The organism is Rothia sp. HMSC065B04 (assembly GCF_001812285.1).
Lineage (GTDB): Bacteria > Actinomycetota > Actinomycetes > Actinomycetales > Micrococcaceae > Rothia > Rothia mucilaginosa.
This window is the reverse complement of record NZ_KV808409.1, coordinates 99,186-123,178: the sequence shown is the minus strand read 5'-3', so window position 1 is coordinate 123,178 and position 23,993 is coordinate 99,186. Positions and strand designations below refer to the sequence as shown.

Here is a 23,993-nt window from a genome sequence, read left to right as displayed (position 1 = left end):
GCAGGCCGACGGTACCCAGGGCAACGGTGCCGGTGAGTAGGGTACGACGGTTGAGGGTGAAAGTGGTCATGATCTGTCCTTGTCTGAGGACCGGGATGCGCACGTGAGGTACCATGCGCTCCCGGCCCGGGATGAGTGTTGAAACGTGGCGCCATCTCGACAATCTGAGGGTGGGGGAACACAACCCACCCCGCATACTCGTGATACACATCTATGATGGAACACACGTTTGCATTGGGATTAGTATACACACAAAACCCACACAGCATGACCCGCCTCACCTTTTACGGGAAATATTTCAGCAGAAACTTTTCTTTCCTCAATTTCAGCCGACCCTCCCCCGAGAAACAAAAGAGTCCCGCAGCACCCCGCCTCTAAGGCGGAATACCGCGGGACTTTACCCTTCCGGAGTCTTATGCCGGCGCCTCCAAAAATTCAGAAACTACCGAATAGAAATCCAGAAAATTAACCTGTGGCTTTAGTTCTGCCAACCCACATTGACCCAGCGCTTGGGGTCGGTGTAGCTGGTTGCGAAGAGGGAAGGACCGTAGTTAGCCAGCTTCTCCTTCACAGCTGCGTAGCTGGGGCCGTTAGCGTAGGGGAAGTAAATAGCGACCTTCTCCATGTGCTGCTTCTCAGCCTCAGCAGCCATCTTCAACTGCTCCTCGTGGGATTCCTTCTCGTAAATGGACGCGATGAACTTATCCAGCTCGGGATCGCCCACACCTTCGTTGATTTCGCTGGTGTAGAAGTACTGAACACTGTCTGCGGGGTCAGCACCAATACCCCAGCCGGAGAAGGCGCAGTCGTACTGCTTAGAGCCCATCACGGAGTTGAACTGGGACTGCGGCTGGTTGTCCTGCTCGAGCTTAATACCTGCTGCCTTGAGCTGCTGCTCGAGGTTCTGGAACTGAGCCAGAGAGGTTGCATCCGAACCGAAGTAGGTGATGGAGAAGCCTGCAGTCTTGCCGTCCTTGGCGTAGTAGTCGCCGGACTTGGAGTAGCCTGCTGCTTCCAGGATCTTTGCCGCAGCCTCGGCGCCGGGGTTGGACGGCATGTTGTTCTGGTAGCCCTTCTGGAAGGGCATAGCAATCATGGAGCCGGTCAGGGGCTCTTCCCAGTTGATCTGGCCGAACTTGACCTTAGCCAGCTGGGAGCGGTCAACCGCGGCGAAGACTGCACGGCGCAGGGCGGTGTCGGTCACGCGGGTCGGGTTGAACTGCAGGTTAATCACGCCGAGGCTCTGGCCGGTACGAATCTGGACACCGGGCTGACCCTTGACAGCGTTGTAGGTTGCCAGGCCAGCAAAGCCAATGCTGTCCAGCTCGCCATTCTTGAACGCTGCGCGCTCTGCCTCGTCGCCCATTTCACGCCAGATAATGCGGTCCAGCAGCGGCTTCTCACCCCACCACTTGTCGTTGGGCACAAGGGTGAGAGTCTTAGCCGAAGAGTTCCACTCGCCAATCTTGAAGGGGCCGGACCAGTACTGATCCATGGGCTTGTTCACGAAGCCGTTGTTGAAGAGCTCCTTGTCGGTCAGTGCGGGGTGCAGACCGAGCAGGCCGAGGGTCTCAGCGGGGTACAGGGGCTTGGACATGACGATCTTGACGCGGGTCTTGTCGCCATCCACGGGGTCGATGGACGCCACCTGCTGCCAGAAGGGAGTTGCGATGACGTTGTAGCCGTCATCGGGGTTGCGGTAGACGGTCCACGCGGCGCGGATTGCCTCAACGTCAACGGGGGTGCCGTCGTTGAAGACAGCCTTAGAGTTGAGCTTGAAGGTGATGGTCTGCACGCCGCCAACGGTCTCTGCCTTGTAGTCGCTGACATAGTCGTCGTTGAGGCTGTATTCGCCAGCAGGGCTCAGGGAGGTGAAGCCGATAGCGGAGGGGATGTTGCAGGGGCCACCGAATGCGGTGAGGTTCGCGGTGGTGTAGCCGCTCTGAGTCAGAATGTTGAAGTTCGGGCCGACTGCAGAGACGCTACCGCGGAACTCGCCACCCTGCTTGAGGGAGGAGCGGTCCTGCTTGTTAATTTCGAGGTTCTTGACGATTTCCTCGGTGCTTGATGCAGCCTTACCGCTAATCTTCTTGTCAGAGCCGCCGCCGCAGGCAGCGAGCAGGCCGACGGTACCCAGGGCAACGGTGCCGGTCAGCAGGGTACGGCGATTAATACGTAGATGAGTCATGTATTCTCCTCATGCCGGAGGGCTCAGGTGCTATTCGATAAGCGCACCGTGTTGTGCGCCGATTTTTCGGGAGCGCCGAAGCTCCCGCCCATCACCTTTGTGAGAGCCCCCACATTGTTTGTGGTTGAAACACAGTATACCCCCAAAAGAAGCGACGCAGACCACAGTCCAACCCGTGGAAGAACTATACACCGTCTAAAAATCACGGGTTCGGCATCTAAACCCGCATCATTGCGCGGAAGCCGCGTGCGAAAACTAAAAAATGAAATATTATGTCGCATTGGCGCGCGAGCGCGTCACATCCGGTGCTTTGAGAATCGTTACAAGCTACAAGCACAGCGACGGGGCAGCTAAAGCGCACTGAACCCTCCACAAGAAAAAGCTCCCCACCCCTATACGACACTGCGAAAACGTATAGGGGCAGGGAGCTTAAAACTGCGGCTTATGCCATCCAGCCAACCGAAGACCAGTCGAGGCTCTTGAAGAGGAATGCACCGTAGTTAGCGAGCTTCGGGCGGCATGCCTTGAAGTCCGGGCCATTGAGGAAGGGGATGAAGAGGCAAACCTCGCTCATGTGCTTCTTCTCAATTTCGTTGCACTTCTCGGCGCGCTTAGCGTCGTCGAGAATGGTGACCATCTCATCGACCATAGCGTCGATTTCGGGGGTGCCGACGCCGTTCCAGTTCTTGGAGTGGTAGAAGTACTCGGCAGCACTGGTCGGCTCGGAGCCCACGCCGAAGCCCGAAATGCTCACGTCGTACTCGCGGTTACCAACAACCTTCGAGAATTCGGACTGTGCACGCGAATCGAGCTCGAAGTTAATGCCGATTTCCTTCATGCTCTGAATGAAGGTCTGTGCCTGGCCCTTGGTGGTGGCGTCATCACCGAAGGTGGTCAGCTTCAGGGTGATGGTCTTGCCGTCCTTCGCGTAGAAGTCGCCAGACTTGGTGTAGCCTGCCTTCTCCAGGACCTTGCGTGCTTCCTCCGGGTTACGTGCCGGGTAGTTGTCGCGGTAGTACTGGGAGGAACCCAACAGAAGCATCGAGCCGGGAACTTCTTCTTCATAGGGCAGACCCTGGAAGCGAATCTTTGCCAGAGCACCACGGTCGATACCCAGGAAGATTGCCTTACGCACAGCAACATCGGTGATGTGCTCTGCGTTCAGGTTCATGCCGCCGGCGAAGAGGCGGCGACCGCGGCGAATTTCAGAGTTCGCAACGTCCTTCATCTCGTTGTAGGCGCTGAGGGTACGTGACTCGACGACGTCCAGTTCGCCGTTCTTGTAGGCGGCGCGAGCTGCAGCGTCTGCCATTTCACGCACGACGATGCGGTCCAGCTTGGGCTTCTCACCCCACCACTTGTCGTTGGGGACTGCGGTGAAGGTCTTCTCGGAAGAGTTCCAGCCGTTGGGTGCCAGAGTGAAGGGGCCGCAACCGAGCTCGGGGTGGGGGTTGTCGACGAAGCCTTCGTTGAAGAGGTTTACGTCGAGCATCGCCGGGTGCAGGATTCCACCAAAGAGCAGACCCTTGACGGGGTTGTGCGCAGTCTTGAAAACAACGCGTGCGTGGTAGCGGTCGCCATCGATAGCTTCAACGCTTTCGATGAATTCGTAGATACCCGCTGCGGCAATCTTGTATTCACCGTCGGGGTCACGCTGGATCTGCCAGGTTGCCTTGAGGGCGTCGATGTCGATGGGGGTGCCATCGTTGAAGACTGCCTTGGGGTTCAGGCGAACCTCTGCGGTGATCTTGCCGTCTACTTCCTTAGCTTCGAAGCCGAGGCAGTAGTTGGGGTCGAGCTCGTCTTCGCCCTTGAAGGTGCTGCGCCAGATGCCGGCACCGGCGATAACGCCCATAGTTTCGGAGACGGAGGTGCTCGAGCCGTTCTGGGAGAAGCGGTTGAAGTCCGGGCCAAGGGAGTAGGTGCTCAGGTTCAGGGTACCGCCCTGCTTGAGCTTCGAGGCATCCTGCTCGTTGATTTCGTAGAACGGGGTTTCGCTTGCCTTGTGCTCGGTCTTGGAGGACGAGGAGCCACAAGCGCTCAGTACGCCGGCAGCAGCGACGGCGGTTGCGCCGCCGAACAGTACGCGGCGGCTCATGATCGGGTTGAATCCGGAGAGGGAGGGGATGGGGTGGGGGCTCATGATGGGCTCCTTGTGGGTGTGGACTGCGCTGATGCAGTGTTTGCAGTGTAGAGTGGGTGGCTCGCATGCTCTGGAGGCGGGGTTTCCGCCTGTAGGAGCGCCTGCTATCTGCGGTGATGGGCGGGCAGGTCAAGCCATGCAAAATAATGTGACCTAAAGCTATGTTCTAAGCCACATTTAATATTTTTAGTAGTGTACACCACACACATCACTACAGGTGCGCAACACGATAAATATTTCTCAATTATTACGCCCGGCCCTAAGACACCGAGCCTAAATCCATGTCGGCACAACCCCACCACCCTTCACGCAGTGCCCCCTCCCCCACCTCCAGAAATAGTCAGCGGGCACAGCAAAGCGGGCCGAACGCGCATATACGCATTCGACCCGCTCATAGGGCAGGAACCCCTAGGAATTCATCCAGCCCACAGCAGTCCAGTCCATCGACTTGTACAGGCGCGGACCGTAGTTAGCCAGAGTCTTCTTGACCATCACAAAGTCAGGACCGTTCGTAATGGTGCCCAGGAAGGCGAACTCCGCCATGTGCTTCTTCTCAATCTCGTTGCAGGCGAGGTTACGTTCCTTGTCGTCCTCAATGAGGGTCATGGCGTCGATGAGGGCATCGATTTCCTTGCTGCCGATACCTTCGTTGTTCTCGGAGTAGTAGAACTGCTTGGTACCCTCGGTTGCGTCAGCAGAGACCGAGTAGCCGCTGAAGGAAATATCGTAGTCCCAGTTGCCCAGAATGGTGGCGAACTCACTATCGGCGTGCTGATCGATCCGGATCTCAATGCCGACATCCTTCATCTGCTGAGTGAAGGTCTGAGCCTTACCCTTGTTGGTCGGATCGTCACCGAAGACCACCACTGCACAGCCAGCCTTCGTGCCGTCCTTCTCGTAGTAGTCGCCGTTCTTGGTGTAACCGGCGGCCTCCAGAATCTTCTGCGCCTCCGAAACGCTGTTATTCGGGGTCGGGTAAGAATCCTGGTAGTAGGGCGAGAAGGGCATGTGAATCATCGAACCGGGAATAGCCTCCTCATAGGGCAGACCCTGGAACTGAATCTTTGCCAGTGCTTCACGGTTGGTACCGACGAAGATTGCCTTACGCAGGGCAGCATCCTTGACGCGGCGGGGGTTAATATCCAGACCACCGGCGTAGAGGCGGGTGCCCTTACGCAGTTCGGTACCCGCAATATTCTTCACCTCGGCATAGGTGGAGGAGGTGCTTGCACCGATAGCGTCAATTTCGTCGTTCTTGAACGCGGCACGTGCAGCGCTGGATTCCATCTGGGTAAAGACGATCTTGTCCAGCAGGGGCTTGGTGCCCCACCACTTGTCGTTGGGTACAACGCTGAAGGTCTTCGCGGTGGAGTCCCAGCCCTTATCCGCCAGGGTGAAGGGGCCAGCCCAGTACTCGGGGTGGGGCGCATCCACGAAGCCGTTGTTGAAGAGCTCGACGTCTTCCAGTGCGGGGTGCAGAATCTCAGAGAAGAGGCTCTGCAGCGGATAGAAGGGCTTGGAGAAGGTGACGATTGCACTGTAGTCGTCTTCGCCCTTTTCTACGGATTCGACGAATTCGTAGATGCCGCTGGAGACAATGTTGTAGCCGTTATCCAGGCTCTTGAAGATGTTCCAGGTGGACTGGAGCGCCTTGTAGGTAATGGGGGTGCCATCGTTGAAGACAGCCTTGGGGTTGAGCTTGACGGCAACCTGAACCTTGTCGCCCTTCTTGCTGTGCTCGAAGGAGACAGCAAAGTCGGTGTTCAGCTTGTAAGTGCCGTCAAAGTCGAGGTTCCACATGCCGGCCTGGCTGATGGTGCTCATAACGTTGACGTTATCGCTGGTGTTACCGCTCTGGGTGTAGAAATTGAAGTTCGGACCGATGGATCCGGCGGGCAGGCGCAGGGTGCCGCCCTTCTTCAGGCTGTTCACATCCTGAGCGTTGATGTTGTAGAGGTCTTCGATATTGGCACCGGCGCCGGCGGCCTTGGTCTTTTCAGAGCTTGCGCTGCCGTTGCCGCAGGCGCTGAGCAGACCTACAGCTCCCAGAGCCGCGGTGCCGCCAATGAGGGCGCGGCGGCTGAAGCTGTTCTTGGTCGCTTCGTGGCTACTCGCGGTGTATGCGGTGTGGGCGGTCATGGGAGTGGTTTCCTTCTGTCTTGCGTGGGCGGGTGTATCCCGTATCCCCGAAGTGTTGATTATTTATGCAGAGCACTGCATAACTTTGTATGACTCCACTGTAGCGCGCCCCAGGATCGAAAACCAAGAATTATCACAATATTTCTTAATATTTATCGTGTCTTTTGGATATTCATACTATGAATACCCTGTTTTTGCGCGAATTTTTCGGATTTTGCCGGATAGCTATACCATCACTCCCCCACATAGGTACACAAAAGCACCCAAAGCCCCCTCCAGAAATGCAAAAAGTGTCCACCCGGATAATCCGGGTGGACACTTTCAATAGCTCTAGGCTATTCACCTAGGAGGTGAAGGGATGAGGACTTACTTAGCCCAACCAACCTTCTCCCAGTGAATGCCGGTGCCCTGGAAGAGGGACACGCCGTAGTTGCGCAGACCCTTCTTCACGAACTTGTACTCGGGGCCGTTCATGAGCGGAATCAGCACTGCGAACTCAGCCAGGTGCTTCTTCTCGATCTCATTGCAAGCCTGGTTGCGTTCCTTGTCGTCAGCAATGAGCTTCATCTTTGCGATCATCTCATTGATCTCATCGGAACCAGCTTCCTCAGGCTTACGGCGCATGTAGAACTGCTCGGTAGCCTCGGTAGCATCCGGGGAGCTCGGAGCGAAACCGGAGGAGGTTGCGTCGTAGTCCTTGGAGGCCATGGTCTTGTTAAACTCGCTAACAGCACGGGAGTCGAGCTCAGCATTAATACCTACGGACTTCAGCTGCTGAACCAGGGTCTGACCGACAGCCTTGGAGGTGGGATCCTCACCGAAGATGGAGAACTTGAAGGCAGCCTGCTTGCCGTCCTTCTCGTAGAACTCACCGTTCTTGGTGTAGCCTGCATCTTCCAGAATCTTGGATGCAGCAGCAGCATCGTTGTTCGGGGTCGGGTAGGTGTCCTGGTAGTACTCGTTGAAGGGCATGTGAATCATCGAGTTGGGAAGCTTCTCTTCGTAATCCAGGCCCTGGAAACGAACCTTGGCGAGAGCCTCACGGTTCAGACCAGTAACCACAGCGCGGCGCAGAGCAACATCCTGCATGCGGGCGGGGTTCATGGTCACGCCACCGGAGAACAGGCGAGAGCCTCGGCGGATCTCGATGTTAGCAACGTCCTTGAGCTCCTTGTATGCGGAAGCGGTGGTAGCACCAATCGCATCAAGCTCATCGTTCTTGAATGCCGCGCGCTCAGCAGCGGGATCCATCTGACGGAAGACAATGCGCTCCAGAACGGGCTTCTCGCCCCACCACTTGTCGTTGCGGGTCAGGGTCAGGGTCTTCTCGGTCGAGTTCCAACCACCTTCAGCAATGGTGAAGGGGCCAACCCAGTACTCGGGGTGCGGCTTGTCAACGAAACCAGTGTTGAAGAGTTCCTTGTCCAGCAGAGCCGGGTGCACAATGCCAGCGAAGAGGGTATTCAGCGGGTAGTAAGGTGCGGAGAAGGTTACCTTCACCTTGAAGTCATCACCGTCGCGCTCCACGGAAGCAATGCTGCTGTAGATGCCGCTGCTTCCGACCTTGTAGTCACCATCGGTGCTCTTGAGGATGTTCCAGGTAGCCTGCAGAGCCTTGTAGTCGATGGGGGTACCATCGTTGAACTTAGCCTGGGGGTTCAGCTCAATGGAGACGACGGGCAGACCGTTTTCTTCGGCGACATCGAAGCTCTTCGCAAACTCGGGAGCCAGAGTGCGCTTACCCAGGGGGTCACCCTGCCACAGGCCTGCGTAAGCCACGGGGCTCATAGCGGTCTGGGTGTACAGGGAGTTGCCATCCGCGCTGAAAAGGTTGAAGTCCGGACCAATACCCGGAATAGCCAGGCGCAGAGTGCCGCCATCCTTCAGCTCAGAAACAGCGGCCTCGCCAAGGTCATAAAGCTCCTTGGCATCGGTGCCCACGGTTGCACCCTTGGTGGTTGCCTTGGAGTCCTTGGACGAGCCGCACGCAGCCAGTACGCCCACGGTACCCAGTGCTGCAGCGCCACCGAGAACGGTACGACGGTTCAGGATGAAATTCTTCTCCATGAGAGTGTCCTCTTATACGTTTGACCCTCAATAATCCTGCAGGAAAGCGTCAAGGGTTCCCTGCTCATGCGCCGCAATTAGGGTGCGGTGAGCGATGAATTAGTGCCGGTCTATGAATGTGTTCCTTGAGGCACGCCCCTAGCGGCGCACCCACAGGCTTAATTATGGCTTACCCGCGGTATAGAAGCTCGCCTATAAATATTCATATCTTGAATGGTGAGAAAGGTTACGCCTAGTCAGTGCAGTTTTTCCTGTTTTCTTGCTGGTTTCAGTGCCAAGCGCCACATTCTGAGGCTCCCGCCGTCTCACCAGGTGACAATCTCAAGCTGCACGCGCCTCACCAGTACCGGGCATTAAAAAACCCGAGGGGCGAATATTCAACGAATATTCGCCCCTCGGCACACATGCGACTTATTCAGCCGACTCTAGAGCTACACCGTAGCGGCCTCAGCCTCAGGGTAGTAGCAAGCATAACCGTGATCCTGGCCCTCAACGGGGGTCAGTTCCGGCATCTCCTCCAGGCAACGACGCTTCTTGTCCTCAGGCAGCAGCTTGAAAACCGGGCAACGGCTCGAGAAGCCACAGCCCTTAGGCGCGTTCACCGGAGTGGGCAGGTCGCCCTCAAGCATAATGCGGTGACGCTTTGCCTCAACCTCGGGATCCGGAACCGGAATCGCCGAGAGCAGTGCACGGGTGTACGGGTGGATCGGGTTGTCGAACACCTGATCGACGTCACCAATCTCAACAATACGGCCCAGGTACATCACTGCAACGCGGTCGGATGCGTGGCGAATCACCGCGAGATCGTGAGCAACCATCAGGTAGCTCAGGCCCAGGTTTGCACGCAGCTCCTCCAGCAGGTTGATCACACCAGCCTGGACGGACACGTCCAGTGCAGACACCGGCTCATCCAGAACCACGAGCTTGGGGTTCACAGCAAGCGCACGAGCAATACCGATACGCTGACGCTGACCACCAGAGAACTGGTTCGGGAAGCGGTTCACGTGGTCAGGCTGCAGACCCACAATGTGCATCAGCTCGATGACGCGCTTCTTGATGTCTGCCTTGTTCATGCCCTGGTTTTCCAGCGGCTCAGCAAGCACCTCGTAAACGGTGAAGCGCGGATCCAGAGCACCGGTGGGGTCCTGGAACACCATCTGCTGGTTCTTACGCAGCTCAAGAATCTCACCTGCGGACTTGCCGTCCTTGGTGGAGGTTCCGTTAATCAGAATCTCACCGTCGGTGTTCTTGTTGAACTCCATGATTTCCAGCAGGGTGGTGGTCTTACCACAACCGGACTCACCCACGATGGAGAAGCACTCGCCCTCGCGAATGTCGAAGGACAGGCCGTTCACAGCCTTCACAGTGCCCACGCGGCGCTTAATCAGCGCACCCTTCATGAGCGGGAAGTGCTTCTTGACGTTGCGGACCTCCAGGACGGGGGCACGCTCCTCACGCGGAATGCCGTCGTACTTCGATACCGGGGGCTCCGGAACCGGGTACAGCTCGTCAGCGGTCTTACCGACCAGCTCCTGAGAGATGGTGCAGGAGGAGTAGTGGCCCTCGCCGACGCCTTCCAGCAGCTGCAGATCGGGCTCGCCGTTGGAGTCCTGGCAGCACTGGCCACCGCTCTTAGCGATGGGGCAACGCGGGCGGAAGGAGCACGCGGTCACCGGGTTAATCAGGTTCGGAGGGGTACCCTCAATCGGAACCAGGGAGACCTTCTCGGAACGGTCCACACGCGGGACCGCACCCAGCAGACCGATGGTGTACGGGTGGGAGGGATGCTTGTACAGGTCCTCTGCCTTCGCAATCTCCACCGGCTTACCGGCGTACATCACCAGAATGTCGTCAGCCATACCAGCCACAACACCCAGGTCGTGGGTAATCATGATGGTCGCTGCGCCGGTCTCATCCTGAGCCTTCTGCATAACCTCCAGCACCTGCGCCTGAATGGTCACATCCAGTGCGGTGGTGGGCTCATCGGCGATGAGCACGCGGGGGTCATTCGCAATCGCCATAGCGATCATGATGCGCTGACGCATACCACCGGAGAACTCGTGCGGGAAGGAACGCAGGCGGTCAGCCGGCGAAGGAATACCCACCATACGCATCAGTTCGATGGAACGGTCCTTGATAGCCTGCTTGCTCATGCCCTTGTTGTGAACCTTGAGCACCTCAGCAATCTGATCACCAATGGTGTACACGGGGGTCAGCGAGGACAGCGGATCCTGGAAGATCATAGAGATCTCCTTGCCGCGGTATGCGCACATTTCCTTATCGCTCAAGCCCAGCAGCTCGGTGCCGTTGTACTTGACCGAACCGGTGATGTCAGCGGTAGTCGGGTGCAGACCCATAATCGCCATGGAGGCAACGGACTTACCGGAACCGGACTCACCCACAATACCCAGGGTCTTACCGGGGTACAGGTCAAAGTTCACACCGCGAACAGCATGCACGATGCCATTCTCAGTATTGAAGCGGACGTTGAGGTCCTTAACGCTCAGAACGGGAGAGGTACTCATTAGTTCTTCGCCTCCTTTGCAGCGGCAGCGGGTGCCTCTGCCTTCTCGTTCTTCTTGGACTTCTTGATCTTACCGACCGACATCGAAGTCGGGTCGAATGCGTCACGCAGACCGTCGTTCATGAGGGCCAGCGGACCAACCAGCAGGAAGAAGAACAGAACCGGGAACCAGAACATGTGCGGCAGGGTGTTAATCTGCTGCGAAGCATCCGAAATCAGCGAGCCCAGCGAGTAGTTGGGGTACTTAATACCGATGCCGATGAAGGAGTAAGCGACCTCAGAGAGCACAGCGCCCATGATGCCGCTGGTGAAGTTCAGAACCAGCAGGGAGCCAATGTTCGGAACCAGGTGGCGCATCACAATCTTGAAGGGGTGCACACCCATGTAGCGTGCAGCCTTCACGAAGTCGCGGTTGATGAGGGACTGCGCCATTGCACGAATAACACGGGCGCTACCCATCCAGCCGAAGGCAATCAGCACTGCAGAGAGCAGAACCCAGGTGGGGACGCTCTTCTGAATCTGCTTACCAACCTGACCGTTAATCAGAATTGCCAGAATCAGCAGCGAGGGAACCATGATCAGGGTCTCGAGGATGAACAGCATAATCTTGTCAATCCAGCCACCGAAGTACGCCATCACACAACCGTAAACTGCGGAGATGAACACAGTGGCCAAACCGACGACCACACCAATCTGGAGAGAGGTCCAGACGGCCTCAGACATCATGGCGAACACGTCATTACCCGCGATGGTGGTACCGAACCAGTGCTCGGCCGAGGGGCCTTCACCCAGCGCCATGTAGTCAATGTCGTTGGGCTTGTACTTGGTCAGGTACTTACCGAACAGACCGAACAGACCCATGCCGATGAACACGCACAGACCGAAGACTGCAGCCTTGTTACGCAGGAAGCGGCGCAGAATAATAACGCTCTTGTTGATGACCTTGAAGTCACCGTTCTCCTGTACCACCGGTACGGAGGAAGTTGCAGTTACCTGACTCATGAGATCCTCACTCGGGGGTCGACGATGGTGGTAGCGATATCAGCGATGATCGCACCGACAGCGAACAGTGCAGAACCGTACGCGAGGGTCACGGTCGCAGCGTTCACGTCCTGCGCGGAAATGGAGTCAATCGACCACTTACCGATACCGGGCCATGCAAAGACGGTCTCGGCGAAGAATGCACCCGCAAAAATCATCGGAATCTGGTACGCGATGGACTGTGCCACGGGGATGAAGGAGACGCGCAGTGCGTGGCGAGTAATCGCCTGGTTACGGGTCAAGCCCTTAGCACGAGCGGTACGCACGAAGTCAGCGTTCACGTTATCGAGCAGGTACTGACGCTGTGCAATCTGGTAACCAGCCCAACCGAAGATGGTCATACAGAAGGTCGGCACGACGTAGTGCGCCGCCATATCCATGGTGATTTCCCAGAATCCGGTCAGACCCGGAGTCGAAATACCGGTCACATAGAAAATCTTCTCTCCACCATTAGCAACGGCGATGTTGTTGATAGTGGTCGCGCCCTGCTGCACCACGAAGTAAGCAACGGGAGCGGGGATGATGTAGACCAGGTAGGAGTAACCGGTGATAACACGGTCAGAGAACTTGTACTGGCGAGCTGCCGAGTACACACCCAGGGCAATACCAATCACAATCGAGAGAATGGTAGCCACCAGCAGCAGGCGGGTAGAAACCCACACGCGCTGGCCAAATTCCTGGTTAATGTACGCGCCGTTGGGGCTACGGCCCCAATCGAACTTGGTGACCACATTGGTCAGCCACTGAACGTAGCGGTCCCAGGGGTTCATTTCGGGATCGAGACCCAGGGATGCGAAGTTACGGTTCACCTGCTCGGGGCTAGGCTTCGGAACCTTTTCCTGCTCCAAGAGGGCAGGCTTCAGGGCAGTAACCGCTGCAAAGTAACCCATCGTGGTCGTAATAAAGACCATGACGAGGTACGTCAGCGATCGCTGGAGGATGTACCTAAACATGGGACGGTTCCCCTCCTTGTGTAGATGTCGGTGTTAAGGCATGTGTGTCATGCTGTCCTAGCGCACTGCTTCGTGATGACTGTCACTAGGAGCATATGTACTTTATCTTATATAGCCTGTAACACTTCCACCAAACCCACATTGGGCACTTTCACCCCTTAGAACAGCCTGTATGCAAGCTAAAAGGGAGCTGGGTAAAAAAATGCCCCGGAATACCGGGGAAAAGGGGCGGATTAACAATTTTTACGAAAATTTTACATCCGAAACAATTCTCTCGACATAGGGACGTAATAACCTTTTCGATAAGCGCTTTAACAGGGTAAAACACCACGTAAACCCACCATTTAGGGGACTAAACCAACACTTCCAACCCCTAAACCAAGCACTAAGGCACACCTCTTAAGCGCGCTATTTAAGGCAACTCAGCCAAAAACAGCGCCCCGACACGAGCACACGACTCGCACCGGGGCGCCACTTATATAGGAAGGCAACGCCTCCGCATCTAGTGCTAAGACCCTAGCTCTTAGCGTTAGGCTCCGAATCCGGCGAAGCCTCCGAGCTCAACGACTCATCAATACGAGCACGAGCAGAGCCGTGCATGCTCTTCAAAGCCTGCGCGTCCTTAGCAGCCATCTCCGGAGTAATCACCGGAATCGCGCCAGTCGCCGCACGAGCAATATCAACAGCCGGCTCAGTCTCCAGGGTCGTCGCCAACGCGTCCTCACGAATGAAGAGCAGAAGCAGCGTAGACACCAGACCCAGCGGCACCAGGTACAGGAACAGCGGAATCAGCGCATCGTTATACGCATTCACAATGATGCCGTGCACCGGCTCCGGCAAAGACGCCACCAGTTCAGGAGTCAGAGACGAAGACGCATGGCTACCCGAAGACTGCAGCGCCTGCTGCGGCATACGCTCAGAAATCAGCGAGGTCAGACGCGAGGTAAACAGACCACCCACCAGCGAGGCACCCACAGTAGCACCCACCTGACGGAAGAAGTTATTCGACGCCGTCGCGGTACCAACCACACTCACCGGGAACGCATTCTGAACAATCAGAGTCAAGAACTGCATAGACATACCCAGACCGGCACCCATCACCGCGAGGTACACACAGAACAGCCAGGTCGGAGTCTCAACAGTCACAGTCGACAGCAGGAACAGGCCCAGCGCCACAATCGCGGTACCGCTCGTCACATAACGCTTATAGCGACCGGTCTTCGACACCACGCGGCCCGTCACAATCGACACCACCAGCATGACGCCCATCATCGGGATCATCAGCAGACCAGCCACCGTAGCGCTAACACCCAGCGCCATCTGCAGATAAGTCGGGATATACTCCACCGCACCGAACATTGCCACACCCAGCGCCAGCGAAGCACCCAGAGTCAGCAGGAAGTTACGATTCTTGAACAGGTACATGGGCATGACCGGCTCAGCCGCACGGTTCTCCACCGGGATGAACACCAGCGCAGCAACCACCGAGAAAATCAGCAGACCAATAATCTGCGGCGAAGCCCACTCGTACTGGTTACCGCCCCAAATCGTGGCAAGCACCAGCGCACTCGTACCCGCCATCAGAATCAGCGAGCCAAGGTAGTCGATGCTGTGCTTCTCACGCTCACGGAACGGGCGGTGCGGCAGCAAGAAAATCACCGCAAGAATCGACAGAATAGCCAGCGGCAGGTTCAGCCAGAACGCCCAACGCCAACCCGGCCCCTCAGTAATCCAGCCACCAATCAGCGGACCAGCCACCGACGAGAACGCAAAAACGCCACCGATAATACCCATGTAGCGGCCACGGTCGCGGGGAGGAATCACATCAGCAATCACAGCCTGAGAAAGAATCATCAGACCGCCGCCGCCCAGACCCTGCAGGGCACGAGCAAAAATCAGCCAGTTCATGTCCTGAGCGAGCGCACCAACAATCGAACCCGCCATGAAAGCGACAATCGCAAAAATCAGGAAGGGCTTGCGTCCGAACTGGTCAGAAAGCTTGCCGTAGACCGGCATCGTAATCGTCGAAAGCAGGATGAAAATAGTAATCACCCAGCTCATGTGCTCCACGCCGTGAAGCTCACCCACAATCGTGGGCAGCGACGGCGCCAGAATCGTTTGGTTCAGCGAGGACATGAGCATCACAATGACCAGGCCCAGGAACATGGCGCGGATGCGGTTTTTACTTTCCTGCTTAGCCTCGCCGGCTGGCGGCTGAGGTAGCTTCTTTTCCTCTGTACTCATCGATAATCCTTAGTTACGTTCTATATGTTTCTGTTATGTGTCCGCCAGGTTCTTGATTCGGTTGCCTCGATTCGGGGCCTCGGATTCGGTTTCCGGCGGGCTTTTGTAGTTTGTAGCAGTGAACCGCCGCTAGATTGCCGGTCGGTTCTGCTCAAAAAGCAGGAACTGGAAGGTCTTCACCGTCTGGCGGATATGGCGGGCAATATCCTCTTTATCTTCCAGGTCGCGGGCGAACTCCAGCTGACGAAGCACCGCGGAGGCAAGCTGGACCTTTGCGCGTGATCGCTCCCGGAAGTGATCGGTCAGCGGGTCAGCGGGGGTTCGGCGCGGGAAGGGGCCGCGGCGACCAGCAGCATCAAAAGCCACCCAGTCGATGGTGTTCAGGTACTCGGTGAGCACCTGTTCGCACTTCATGTAGTGCATCTTCATTCGTTTCGCGGACTCGGGGAACTCCTGATAGGGAGCTCGAGGGTCCTTGCCCTTGGCGTAGTGGAAGCTCTGGAAAATGACCTCCCAGAGAAGGTGGGTTACACGAATGATCGTGTTGTCATCCTCGTGGGCACGGTCTGTTTCGAGGATTTCCTCGCTGACCACCGGTTCGCGCAGACCCAGGACGGCATCCTCTTTAGAGGGGAAGTAGTTGAAGAAGGTACGCGGGGAGACGCCCGCCTCCTGGGCGATTTCTTCAACGGTGGTTCCGCGCATCCCGTGTTCGCGGACGCGTTTGAGGGCTGCTTCGTGGATTGCCGTCCAGGTTTGTTCGCGGCGGCGTTCGCGAAGGCTCTGTTCCTTTTTCTGCATAACTGCAATTATTTCATCACTGCACACAATGCTCAAGTGCATTTTTGGCGTTAAGGCCCACAGCATAGCCAGCTAAGCTCCAGCCCCACACAAAACATCGGCATAATAGAGGGATGAACTTGTTTGCCCCCGCCTATCTCGATTTCCTGCCAGACTGGCTACGCCTCGCACTCGGCATCGCCGATATCCTCATCCGACTCGCAGCCCTCTGTTGGCTCCCCTACAACCGCAAACCCGTGGTTGCCCTGGGCTGGCTCATGGCCATCTTCTTCATCCCCTTCGTAGGGTTCATCGCATTCCTCGTCTTCGGCTCCTCGCGCCTGCCCGCCTACCGCCGCGCACGCCAACACGCCATGAACGACTTGATCCGCGAAGTCAGCGAGAACAAGCCCTTCCTCACCCGCACCGACGACCTCTCCGACCCCGCAAAGGCAGCCAGCCAGCTCAACTACACCCTGGGCTCACTCCCCCTGGTCGGCGGCAACCAATTCACCCTCCACACCGACAACCACGAGGCAATGGTCGCCATGGCGGAAGAAGTCGACCGCGCCACCAAATACGTGCACTTCGAGTTCTACATCACCGCCTACGACGAGGCGAGCGCAGTCCTCTGGGACGCCCTCTTCGCAGCCCACGAACGCGGTGTACAGGTGCGCGTACTCCTCGACCACATCGGCTCCCGCAAATACCCGTCCTATAAGAAACTCGTGAAAATGCTCAACGACTCGGGTATGCAGTGGCGCCTCATGCTGCCGCTCAAACCGTGGAAACTCAAGTGGCAGCGACCCGACCTGCGTAACCACCGCAAGGTCCTCGTCGTGGACGGACGCGTCGCGTTCTCCGGTTCGCAGAACGCTATTCACCGCTCCTACGACATGCCCGAAAACATTAAGAAGGGCTTGGAGTGGAAGGACCTGACCTTCTCCTGCACCGGCCCCATCGTTGAAGAGCTCAACGCCGTTTTCGTCTCCGACTGGTACTCCGAAACGAACCAGCTGATCCTGGCAGAAATTAACACCAATATCCCCTACTACAAGGATGGGATGCGCGCCCAGGTTGTGCCCTCCGGCCCCGGTTTTGAAACCGAAAACAACCTGCGCCTCATTAACTACCTGATCTACAACGCCGAGCGGCGTATTACCATCTGCTCGCCCTACTTCGTGCCCGAAGAGACCCTACTGCAGGCACTCACGAACGCCGCCTACTCCGGTATTGAAACCACCGTGATTGTGTGCGAGAAGGGCGACCAGTTCCTGCCGAACATGGCGCAGCGTTCCTACTACGAGCAGCTGCTGCAGGCGGGTGTGCGTATTCTGCAGTACCCCAGCCCGACCGTGTTGCACTCCAAGTTCATGATGGTCGACGACGAAATTACGTTCATTGGCTCGTCCAATATGGACCCGCGTTCCTTCTCACTGAACATGGAAGTGTCAACGTTCGTCATTGACCGCGGCATGGTCGCGATGCTGGATGAAGTATGCGCCGAATACGAGCAGGTCTGCACCGAGCTGCTGTACACCCAGTGGGCGGAGCGCCCGCGCCGCATCAAGATGGTGGAGAACCTCTGCCGACTGTGGTCATCGCTCCTCTAAGCTATTTGTCACACACTCGGGGGTCTGAGTTTTCATCCCCGCACCCGCCAAAGGACTATCGAATGCCCCTTCTATTCCGTAAAGCACGCCGTAAATTCGCTGAACTCGATGCGCACGACGTTGCTCACCGTATCTCTGCGTACACCTACGGTAATTTCTTGGTGCTGGCGGCTCTGCTGAGCATTCACGACGCGAACGCGATCTTTGACGGCACCGCAATCCTCTACATTACGGGTACCGGTCTGACCACCTACATTGCCCACGTCATCTCAGAAATGCAGGAGTACCGGGTGCTGCACGGCGGCACCCCGCCGCGAGATTTCGTCAAGCACGCGCTGGGCAACGCGAGCCCTATTCTGGGTACGACCGTGTACCCCGTGGCGCTCCTGATTCTGGCGACATTCCTACCGCCCGGCGGCACCTACGACATCATTTTTGACTGCACTATTATTCTCTGTCTTGTGACCGTGGTGTGGCGTATTTTTACCCTCAACTTCGCGATTGCTCGCTACCGCGGCGAGCCAATCTGCTGGCGTACTGTCCGAAGCGCCGTGTGGCTCACCCTCGCCGTTATTGTTCTTGCGATTGTGAAGATTATGTTCACCCACGCTGGTAAATAACCTAAAAGCTCCCCCCCCTGAGTTCGATTGATTCGACGCTCAGGGGGAGCTTTCGTTTCCCCCGCATTCTTTTCCCACGCACCATTGCAGGATGCGCGGGGCTACAAGCTAGAGCAGCGCTACAGGTGAGCCTCGTAAAAGCGCATGCGGAGAAGGCAAAAGGGCAAAAAGAAACACGCGACACCTCCGACATCGCATACCTTCGTATGCAGCGAATGTATCGCGCGTTCATTTCTACCCTGGACTAGTTTAGCGCCATAAACGGTTTCCCGTGTGGATTGAAGAAGGTTTAATCTGCAACCACTCCGGCGCAAGCAGGCGAACAGCCTTCGCACACCCCGACAAAGCAGTAATAATCGACTCGCAACGCTGATTAAACTCGCTCTGATGACGCTTATCCACAATCTGCCCCGGAAAATGGCGATGCATCTTCGACACAGAGTCGCTACTCTCCTGCAAACCGTGGCCCGTATGGCCCGGAACATGCTTCACCAGCACACGCTTCTCGCGGATAGCCTCCGTCAAAGCACGCATCTGAGACACCACACGCTCATCCTGAATACCCTCAGAAACCCACGCCCCAAAAGCCCAACGGCTATGCGCCAAACGCAACACAAACGTCAACGCACCCAAAGAATCCGTATGAATAATCAGGCGGCGCGAACCGCTATGGAACACCGTATAAGCCGCCAACATTGCAGACAGCTCACCGGTCATAATGTTCACGCCATCATAGTGGGCATGAAAATAGAAGCCGTCCTCACTCACGCCGGCGATACCCATACGGCCGCCACGCTGATACTTCTTATTGTGAGTCGAACGGAACGAACAATCCGTGAAAACGCTATAGTCCTGCAGCTGATCCAGCGGACGAGGGGTCAGTGCCTCCTCCACCATCTCATCCACAGCGGTACGTGCCGCACACACCTCAGCCTGCATCCGCTCATACGCGGGCGTGCCAGCAAGCTTCACATGCACTTCACCCAAAGAATGGTTATCGTACGGGTCCAGCACCTTCTCAAAGGCGCGGTACTCCATAATCCCCTTCAACTGGTCGCAATCACGGAAAAGATGCTTCAGATTCTTACGGTCAGCAGCAATCGTCACCAGGTTCTGACGGTACTGCTCAGGAACCACATCCCACGCAGAAAGCACGGCACGACCCAGCAGACGCGGATGCACCTCATCACAACACTCCATGAGGGAATGAACGTGAGTGAAAAGCATCGGCTCCTCATTCACCACAGTGCGGGTGCCGTCCTGCTTAGAAATAAAAACCACCGTCGACAACGCCGAATAACAAAAACCTTGCGCCTTACGATGCTCCTGAGCCACCGCAATCACAGCAACGCCCTGATCCGTGTACCCGGCAGGGTACGAGGCGCTATAGTCGGGCGCCTCCCAGGTCAGGGTGCATCGTTTGATATGCGCCGGTGAAAATCCCATGAGTGTCACCCCCCATGTGTGCCATACCGCGTCTCCTTCCATTCATGCGGTGTATCGTCCTCATTCTTTTATAGGTCGAAAAGAAAGGGGCACGCAAATATAAAACACCTTTTTTACAGTTAGCGAATGGATCACCGCAATTCCTCTCTCACGCCGGCACAGCACAAAACCCAGTACAGAACACAGCGCACAACACAGCGCGAGAAACCCCCGCGCATACCTCACCGAGGCGCGGGGAAAGGTGTACGGTAAAAGAGTCATATACGACGCGGCAACCGCCGCACCACCCCACAAGGAGAGCCCCATGATTGGTGTCTACGCCGGAGTATCCGTCAAGCCCGAGCACGTCGAAGAATTCCTCAAGACCATCGAACCGCTCGTGACCGCAAGCCGCCAGGACGAAGGCAACGTCAGCTACGACTTCGGTGCCGTCTCCGACACCGACTTCGCATTCATCGAGCGTTGGGAATCCCAGGAACTGCTCGAAAAGCACATGGGCACCGAACACTTCCAGAAGGCTGTCGCCGCATGGGAGCCGCTGCTCTCCTCCGAGCTGGACGTTCGCATCGTCAACTTCCGCTAAACGACGTTAAAGACCGAGGTGCCCGGCACCCCCTAAGTGAGGGGTGCCGGGCACCTTCGCATGTCAGTTATGGAGGCGAGAGCAGCTACTCGCAGCGCGCCTTCATTCTCGGTTTAGCGGCGCTCTCGGCTTATCGGCGCTCTACGCCAACCTCCACCGAATCAAGGGTGAAACCATTCGTCGCGCTCACGCAATGCACCTTACCGGTATTCACCGACTTGCAGGTGTAACCGTACGCAGTCACCACCTGACCGGTAGATAGGGCAACAATACCCTCAGTATTCACCGGCTCCGGGGTGGCGGTCTGACCGACCAGGCTCACCTCGGGCGCCTGGCCCTGCACCATGTGCACGCGCTGCTGCGCCTTACCGGATGCGGCATCCCAGCCCTCCAGGGTCACGCCCACCAGCGCCTGGCAGTCCACACCTGACGGGGTCACCGAACACGCGACCTTAGAGTCCGGGCTGGTGAAACGCAGCGCCTCAACAGTCTTCGCAGAATCACCCTGACCGAAAGTGCCGCCACCGTACGCTTCAGCGAAAGTCAGCGTACCCGACAGCATGCGGGTCTGTGCCGGAATCAGCGCCAGGCGCGGCTTCTCAACGCTACCACCCTGCGTGAAGCAGGCACCCGTAATGTAGTCGCGGCCCTGCACCTTCGTAGCGCACTGGTACCACTCAACACTCGCCGCGCCGTCCTGGTTCTTGCGGCTGTTGAAGAGGCGCACCGCCTCCTGAGCCTTGGCACAATCCGAACCGTCATACACGTAAATACCGGCGGAACCACCCAGCAGGCTTGTCACACCGCAGCGGGTGCCCGCATCAATAGTGTTCGCAGAGCCACTCGCCGTGGCGTATGCAGCCTCGAACTCGGCATCGGTGCTCGGCTCATCCGTGGGGGTCGCTACCGAGTCGTAGGTTGCCGGGGAGTCCAGGCCGGCAGAAATCTGGACAGTATTCGGCTTCCAGGAGCCATCCGCCGCGTGGAACAGGGTCTTTGCATCAACGGGCGCGGAAGAAGTCGCCACCATCATCGGGGCGGTTTCAGAATCATCAGCCTGCGGCTGAGCGGAGCAAGAGCTCAAAGCGAGCGCACCGATGCAGGCAAGAGCCGTCAGGGCACGACGAGTAAAAGCACGCTGTGCGCGCGCGGGCAGGGTAACCATGAATGCGTCCTCGTGAGGGTTGCGAATTGCGTTGTGTCGAGTGGTTGTGCTGAGTCGGTGAATCGGGTACCTAAAATACCTTCTTACACCCTACTGCAACACCACTGACAAGGCAATACGCCGCACCGGGTATCCCACGACGGTGGACAAAGATACGAACAAAGACGCGGACAAAGAACAGCGCCCCGCCCGCAGAAAAACCGCGGAACGGGGCGCCAGCCCATAGGGCAAGTATTAAATTCTCACACGATGCGTGAAGGGCTTATGCGTCCTCGGGCAGGATGCGCACGCCGCCCTTATCAGCCGAAGCAGCCAGCATGCCGTACACCTTCAGGGCGTTCGATACGTGACGCTCACGCGGCTTGGTCGGACGCCACGGTGCAGCGCCCTTCGCCTCACGGCGAGCAGCAAGCTCCTCATCCGAAACGTTCACACGCAGGATGCGGTTGTTCACGTCGATCTCAATCTCGTCACCGGTCTGCACCAGGCCGATAGCGCCGCCAGCAGCCGCCTCCGGGGAGACGTGACCAATCGAAATGCCCGAAGTACCGCCGGAGAAACGACCGTCAGTGATCAGTGCACACTTCTTGCCAAGGCCCAGACCCTTCAGGTAGGAGGTCGGGTACAGCATCTCCTGCATGCCGGGGCCACCCTTCGGACCCTCGTACTGGATGACGACAACGTCGCCTTCCTTCACGTTCTTCGACAGGATCTCGTACACAGCCTCGTCCTGCGACTCAACCACAAAAGCGCGGCCCTTGAAGTGGAACAGCTCCTCATCAATACCAGCGGACTTGATGATTGCGCCGTCCTGGGCGATGTTGCCGTACAGGACCGCCAGGCCGCCGTCCTTGGTGTACGCGTGCTCCACGGCGCGGATGCAGCCGTTCTCAGCGTCAGTCTCGTGGGACTCGTACTTGTTCGCGGTGGAGAACGCGTGGGTGGTGCGCACGCCACCGGGAGCAGCGAGGAACAGTTCCTTCGCCTTCTCGCTCGCCTTGCCGCTGCGGATATCCCACTCGTCCAGCCACTCGCCCAGCGAATCAGCGTGAACAGAATGAACGTTCTTGTGCAGCAGGCCGGCACGGTTCAGCTCACCCAGCAGGGCGGGAATACCACCGGCACGGTGCACGTGCTCAATGTGGTACTTGGTGGAGTTCGGGGCAACCTTCGCCAGGCAGGGAACCTGACGCGAAATGCGGTCAATATCCTTCAGGGTGAAGTCAGCACCCGCCTCGTGCGCAATCGCCAGGGTGTGCAGCACGGTGTTGGTCGAACCGCCCATCGCCACATCCAGCGCCATAGCGTTCTCGAACGCCTCCTTGGTCGCAATGGAGCGGGGCAGAACCGACTCGTCATCCTGCTCGTAGTAGCGCTTAGCCAGCTCAACGATGCGGCGGCCAGCGTCCAGGAACAGTTCCTTACGAGCAACCTGAGTAGCCAGGGTGGTGCCGTTACCGGGCAGCGCCAGACCAATCGCCTCATTCAGGCAGTTCATGGAGTTCGCGGTAAACATACCCGCGCACGAGCCACAGGTCGGGCACGCGTTCTTCTCAACCTGAGCGAGCGCCTCATCGCTGACGCTGTCATCAACAGCCATCACCATGGCATCAATGAGGTCGAGGCGGTGCTCAACAATACCCTCAATGCCCTCACCGGACTCCATGGGGCCGCCGGACACAAAGATAGTGGGGATGTTCAGGCGCATAGCCGCCAGAAGCATACCGGGGGTGATCTTGTCACAGTTAGAGATGCAGACCAGCGCGTCGGCACGGTGCGCGTTGACCATGTACTCGACCGAGTCAGCAATCAGATCGCGGGAAGGCAGCGAGTAGAGCATACCGTCGTGACCCATCGCGATACCGTCATCAACAGCGATGGTGTTAAATTCCTTGGCGACGCCGCCAGCCTCACGAATCGCGCCGGCGACCAGCTCACCCATGTCCTTCAGGTGCACGTGGCCGGGCACGAACTGGGTGAAGGAGTTCGCGATAGCAATAATGGGCTTGCCAAAGTCGTCATCGCCCATGCCGGTGGCACGCCACAGGGCGCGGGCACCAGCCATGTTACGGCCGTGAGTTGAAGTACGTGAACGCAGTTCTGGCATTGTTTTACCTTCCGTAGTGATGCAAGTACTGATTTTACGCGCGGCGTCCAACGCTCTTCAGCTCAGGGTCACTTTGGTTTCATGCATCGAAACGCGCACGAGCCTGCAACCGCCTATCGGTGGGAGTGTTGAGGCCACGGGGGTTGTGCCGGATCTGCGGCAGAATTGCCCCCTTTGGGGTAGATGGGGACATCACCCCATTATGCCCCCTAATCTGGAATGAGCCCAGGTTGCGGGCGTCGATATTCAGTCGGCGAACGCACCGGGAGGCGGCGGGCTGCCGTGCCTGCCGCGTACGGGCCTCGCTGCGCATACGTAGCAACATACGTAGCACCGGCGCGGTTCGTTTCCAACACACTGATTTATACACGCTTTTATAC

At 57.4% G+C, this 23,993-nt stretch carries 15 protein-coding genes; 3 read left to right on the top strand and 12 right to left on the bottom strand.

Annotated elements, in window-relative coordinates; translation table 11 throughout:
- Nucleotides 1-478 precede the first annotated feature (478 nt).
- The 9 genes from HMPREF2845_RS07110 to HMPREF2845_RS07070 form a co-directional block, all read right to left on the bottom strand.
- Nucleotides 479-2,188, bottom strand: coding sequence for an ABC transporter family substrate-binding protein (locus HMPREF2845_RS07110; protein WP_070634295.1), 1,710 nt, complete (start codon nucleotides 2,186-2,188; stop codon nucleotides 479-481).
- A 442-nt stretch (nucleotides 2,189-2,630) separates the two neighbouring features.
- A complete protein-coding gene (locus HMPREF2845_RS07105) occupies nucleotides 2,631-4,331 on the bottom strand; it encodes an ABC transporter family substrate-binding protein (RefSeq protein ID WP_070634294.1) in 1,701 nt (566 codons plus the stop codon).
- Between the two features lie 408 nt (nucleotides 4,332-4,739).
- The gene (locus HMPREF2845_RS07100) at nucleotides 4,740-6,470 is read right to left on the bottom strand and encodes an ABC transporter family substrate-binding protein (RefSeq protein WP_070634293.1); all 1,731 of its coding nucleotides are present in this window, start codon (nucleotides 6,468-6,470) and stop codon (nucleotides 4,740-4,742) included.
- 366 nt (nucleotides 6,471-6,836) lie between these two features.
- Nucleotides 6,837-8,537 carry an ABC transporter family substrate-binding protein gene (locus HMPREF2845_RS07095; protein ID WP_049338245.1) on the bottom strand — a complete coding sequence of 567 codons (1,701 nt, stop codon included), beginning with the start codon at nucleotides 8,535-8,537 and terminating at the stop codon, nucleotides 6,837-6,839.
- A gap of 431 nt (nucleotides 8,538-8,968) precedes the next feature.
- Nucleotides 8,969-11,062, bottom strand: coding sequence for an ABC transporter ATP-binding protein (locus HMPREF2845_RS07090; RefSeq protein WP_049338246.1), 2,094 nt, complete (start codon nucleotides 11,060-11,062; stop codon nucleotides 8,969-8,971).
- A complete protein-coding gene (locus HMPREF2845_RS07085; protein WP_005507216.1) occupies nucleotides 11,062-12,063 on the bottom strand; it encodes an ABC transporter permease in 1,002 nt (333 codons plus the stop codon). Before HMPREF2845_RS07085 ends, HMPREF2845_RS07090 begins: the two co-directional genes overlap by 1 nt.
- Nucleotides 12,060-13,055, bottom strand: a complete 996-nt coding sequence (locus HMPREF2845_RS07080; RefSeq protein WP_005507218.1) for an ABC transporter permease — start codon at nucleotides 13,053-13,055, stop codon at nucleotides 12,060-12,062. Before HMPREF2845_RS07080 ends, HMPREF2845_RS07085 begins: the two co-directional genes overlap by 4 nt.
- A gap of 516 nt (nucleotides 13,056-13,571) precedes the next feature.
- Complete coding sequence (locus HMPREF2845_RS07075; protein ID WP_070634292.1) at nucleotides 13,572-15,299, bottom strand: MDR family MFS transporter; 1,728 nt, start codon at nucleotides 15,297-15,299, stop codon at nucleotides 13,572-13,574.
- A 129-nt stretch (nucleotides 15,300-15,428) separates the two neighbouring features.
- The gene (locus tag HMPREF2845_RS07070) at nucleotides 15,429-16,100 is read right to left on the bottom strand and encodes a TetR/AcrR family transcriptional regulator (RefSeq protein ID WP_246823120.1); all 672 of its coding nucleotides are present in this window, start codon (nucleotides 16,098-16,100) and stop codon (nucleotides 15,429-15,431) included.
- Nucleotides 16,101-16,213: 113 nt separating this feature from the next.
- On the opposite strand from HMPREF2845_RS07070, the gene cls reads away from it, so the two are divergent.
- Together cls and HMPREF2845_RS07060 are read left to right on the top strand one after the other, a co-directional pair.
- Nucleotides 16,214-17,692, top strand: a complete 1,479-nt coding sequence (cls, locus tag HMPREF2845_RS07065) for a cardiolipin synthase (RefSeq protein ID WP_049340251.1) — start codon at nucleotides 16,214-16,216, stop codon at nucleotides 17,690-17,692.
- Nucleotides 17,693-17,754: 62 nt separating this feature from the next.
- Nucleotides 17,755-18,312, top strand: a complete 558-nt coding sequence (locus HMPREF2845_RS07060) for a hypothetical protein (protein WP_005507226.1) — start codon at nucleotides 17,755-17,757, stop codon at nucleotides 18,310-18,312.
- A 249-nt stretch (nucleotides 18,313-18,561) separates the two neighbouring features.
- Here HMPREF2845_RS07060 and HMPREF2845_RS07055 read toward each other — a convergent pair whose 3' ends face one another.
- Complete coding sequence (locus tag HMPREF2845_RS07055; RefSeq protein ID WP_070634290.1) at nucleotides 18,562-19,758, bottom strand: RNase H family protein; 1,197 nt, start codon at nucleotides 19,756-19,758, stop codon at nucleotides 18,562-18,564.
- Between the two features lie 304 nt (nucleotides 19,759-20,062).
- On the opposite strand from HMPREF2845_RS07055, the gene HMPREF2845_RS07050 reads away from it, so the two are divergent.
- Nucleotides 20,063-20,341, top strand: coding sequence for a putative quinol monooxygenase (locus tag HMPREF2845_RS07050; protein WP_044150828.1), 279 nt, complete (start codon nucleotides 20,063-20,065; stop codon nucleotides 20,339-20,341).
- A 130-nt stretch (nucleotides 20,342-20,471) separates the two neighbouring features.
- Here HMPREF2845_RS07050 and HMPREF2845_RS07045 read toward each other — a convergent pair whose 3' ends face one another.
- Together HMPREF2845_RS07045 and ilvD are read right to left on the bottom strand one after the other, a co-directional pair.
- Complete coding sequence (locus HMPREF2845_RS07045) at nucleotides 20,472-21,506, bottom strand: 2-oxoglutarate dehydrogenase (RefSeq protein WP_070634289.1); 1,035 nt, start codon at nucleotides 21,504-21,506, stop codon at nucleotides 20,472-20,474.
- 262 nt (nucleotides 21,507-21,768) lie between these two features.
- Nucleotides 21,769-23,613 carry a dihydroxy-acid dehydratase gene (ilvD, locus tag HMPREF2845_RS07040; protein ID WP_070634288.1) on the bottom strand — a complete coding sequence of 615 codons (1,845 nt, stop codon included), beginning with the start codon at nucleotides 23,611-23,613 and terminating at the stop codon, nucleotides 21,769-21,771.
- Nucleotides 23,614-23,993: the final 380 nt, after the last annotated feature.

Excerpts from the sequence above, each read along its gene's own strand:
- HMPREF2845_RS07105 (WP_070634294.1), bottom strand. The coding sequence starts at position 4,331 with ATGAGCCCCCACCCCATCCCCTCCCTCTCCGGATTCAACCCGATCATG.
- cls (WP_049340251.1), top strand. The coding sequence starts at position 16,214 with ATGAACTTGTTTGCCCCCGCCTATCTCGATTTCCTGCCAGACTGGCTA.
- HMPREF2845_RS07110 (WP_070634295.1), bottom strand. The coding sequence starts at position 2,188 with ATGACTCATCTACGTATTAATCGCCGTACCCTGCTGACCGGCACCGTT.
- ilvD (WP_070634288.1), bottom strand. The coding sequence starts at position 23,613 with ATGCCAGAACTGCGTTCACGTACTTCAACTCACGGCCGTAACATGGCT.
- HMPREF2845_RS07095 (WP_049338245.1), bottom strand. The coding sequence starts at position 8,537 with ATGGAGAAGAATTTCATCCTGAACCGTCGTACCGTTCTCGGTGGCGCT.
- HMPREF2845_RS07100 (WP_070634293.1), bottom strand. The coding sequence starts at position 6,470 with ATGACCGCCCACACCGCATACACCGCGAGTAGCCACGAAGCGACCAAG.
- HMPREF2845_RS07045 (WP_070634289.1), bottom strand. The coding sequence starts at position 21,506 with ATGGTTACCCTGCCCGCGCGCGCACAGCGTGCTTTTACTCGTCGTGCC.
- HMPREF2845_RS07075 (WP_070634292.1), bottom strand. The coding sequence starts at position 15,299 with ATGAGTACAGAGGAAAAGAAGCTACCTCAGCCGCCAGCCGGCGAGGCT.
- HMPREF2845_RS07050 (WP_044150828.1), top strand. The coding sequence starts at position 20,063 with ATGATTGGTGTCTACGCCGGAGTATCCGTCAAGCCCGAGCACGTCGAA.
- HMPREF2845_RS07085 (WP_005507216.1), bottom strand. The coding sequence starts at position 12,063 with ATGAGTCAGGTAACTGCAACTTCCTCCGTACCGGTGGTACAGGAGAAC.
- HMPREF2845_RS07060 (WP_005507226.1), top strand. The coding sequence starts at position 17,755 with ATGCCCCTTCTATTCCGTAAAGCACGCCGTAAATTCGCTGAACTCGAT.
- HMPREF2845_RS07055 (WP_070634290.1), bottom strand. The coding sequence starts at position 19,758 with ATGGGATTTTCACCGGCGCATATCAAACGATGCACCCTGACCTGGGAG.
- HMPREF2845_RS07090 (WP_049338246.1), bottom strand. The coding sequence starts at position 11,062 with ATGAGTACCTCTCCCGTTCTGAGCGTTAAGGACCTCAACGTCCGCTTC.
- HMPREF2845_RS07070 (WP_246823120.1), bottom strand. The coding sequence starts at position 16,100 with ATGCAGAAAAAGGAACAGAGCCTTCGCGAACGCCGCCGCGAACAAACC.
- HMPREF2845_RS07080 (WP_005507218.1), bottom strand. The coding sequence starts at position 13,055 with ATGTTTAGGTACATCCTCCAGCGATCGCTGACGTACCTCGTCATGGTC.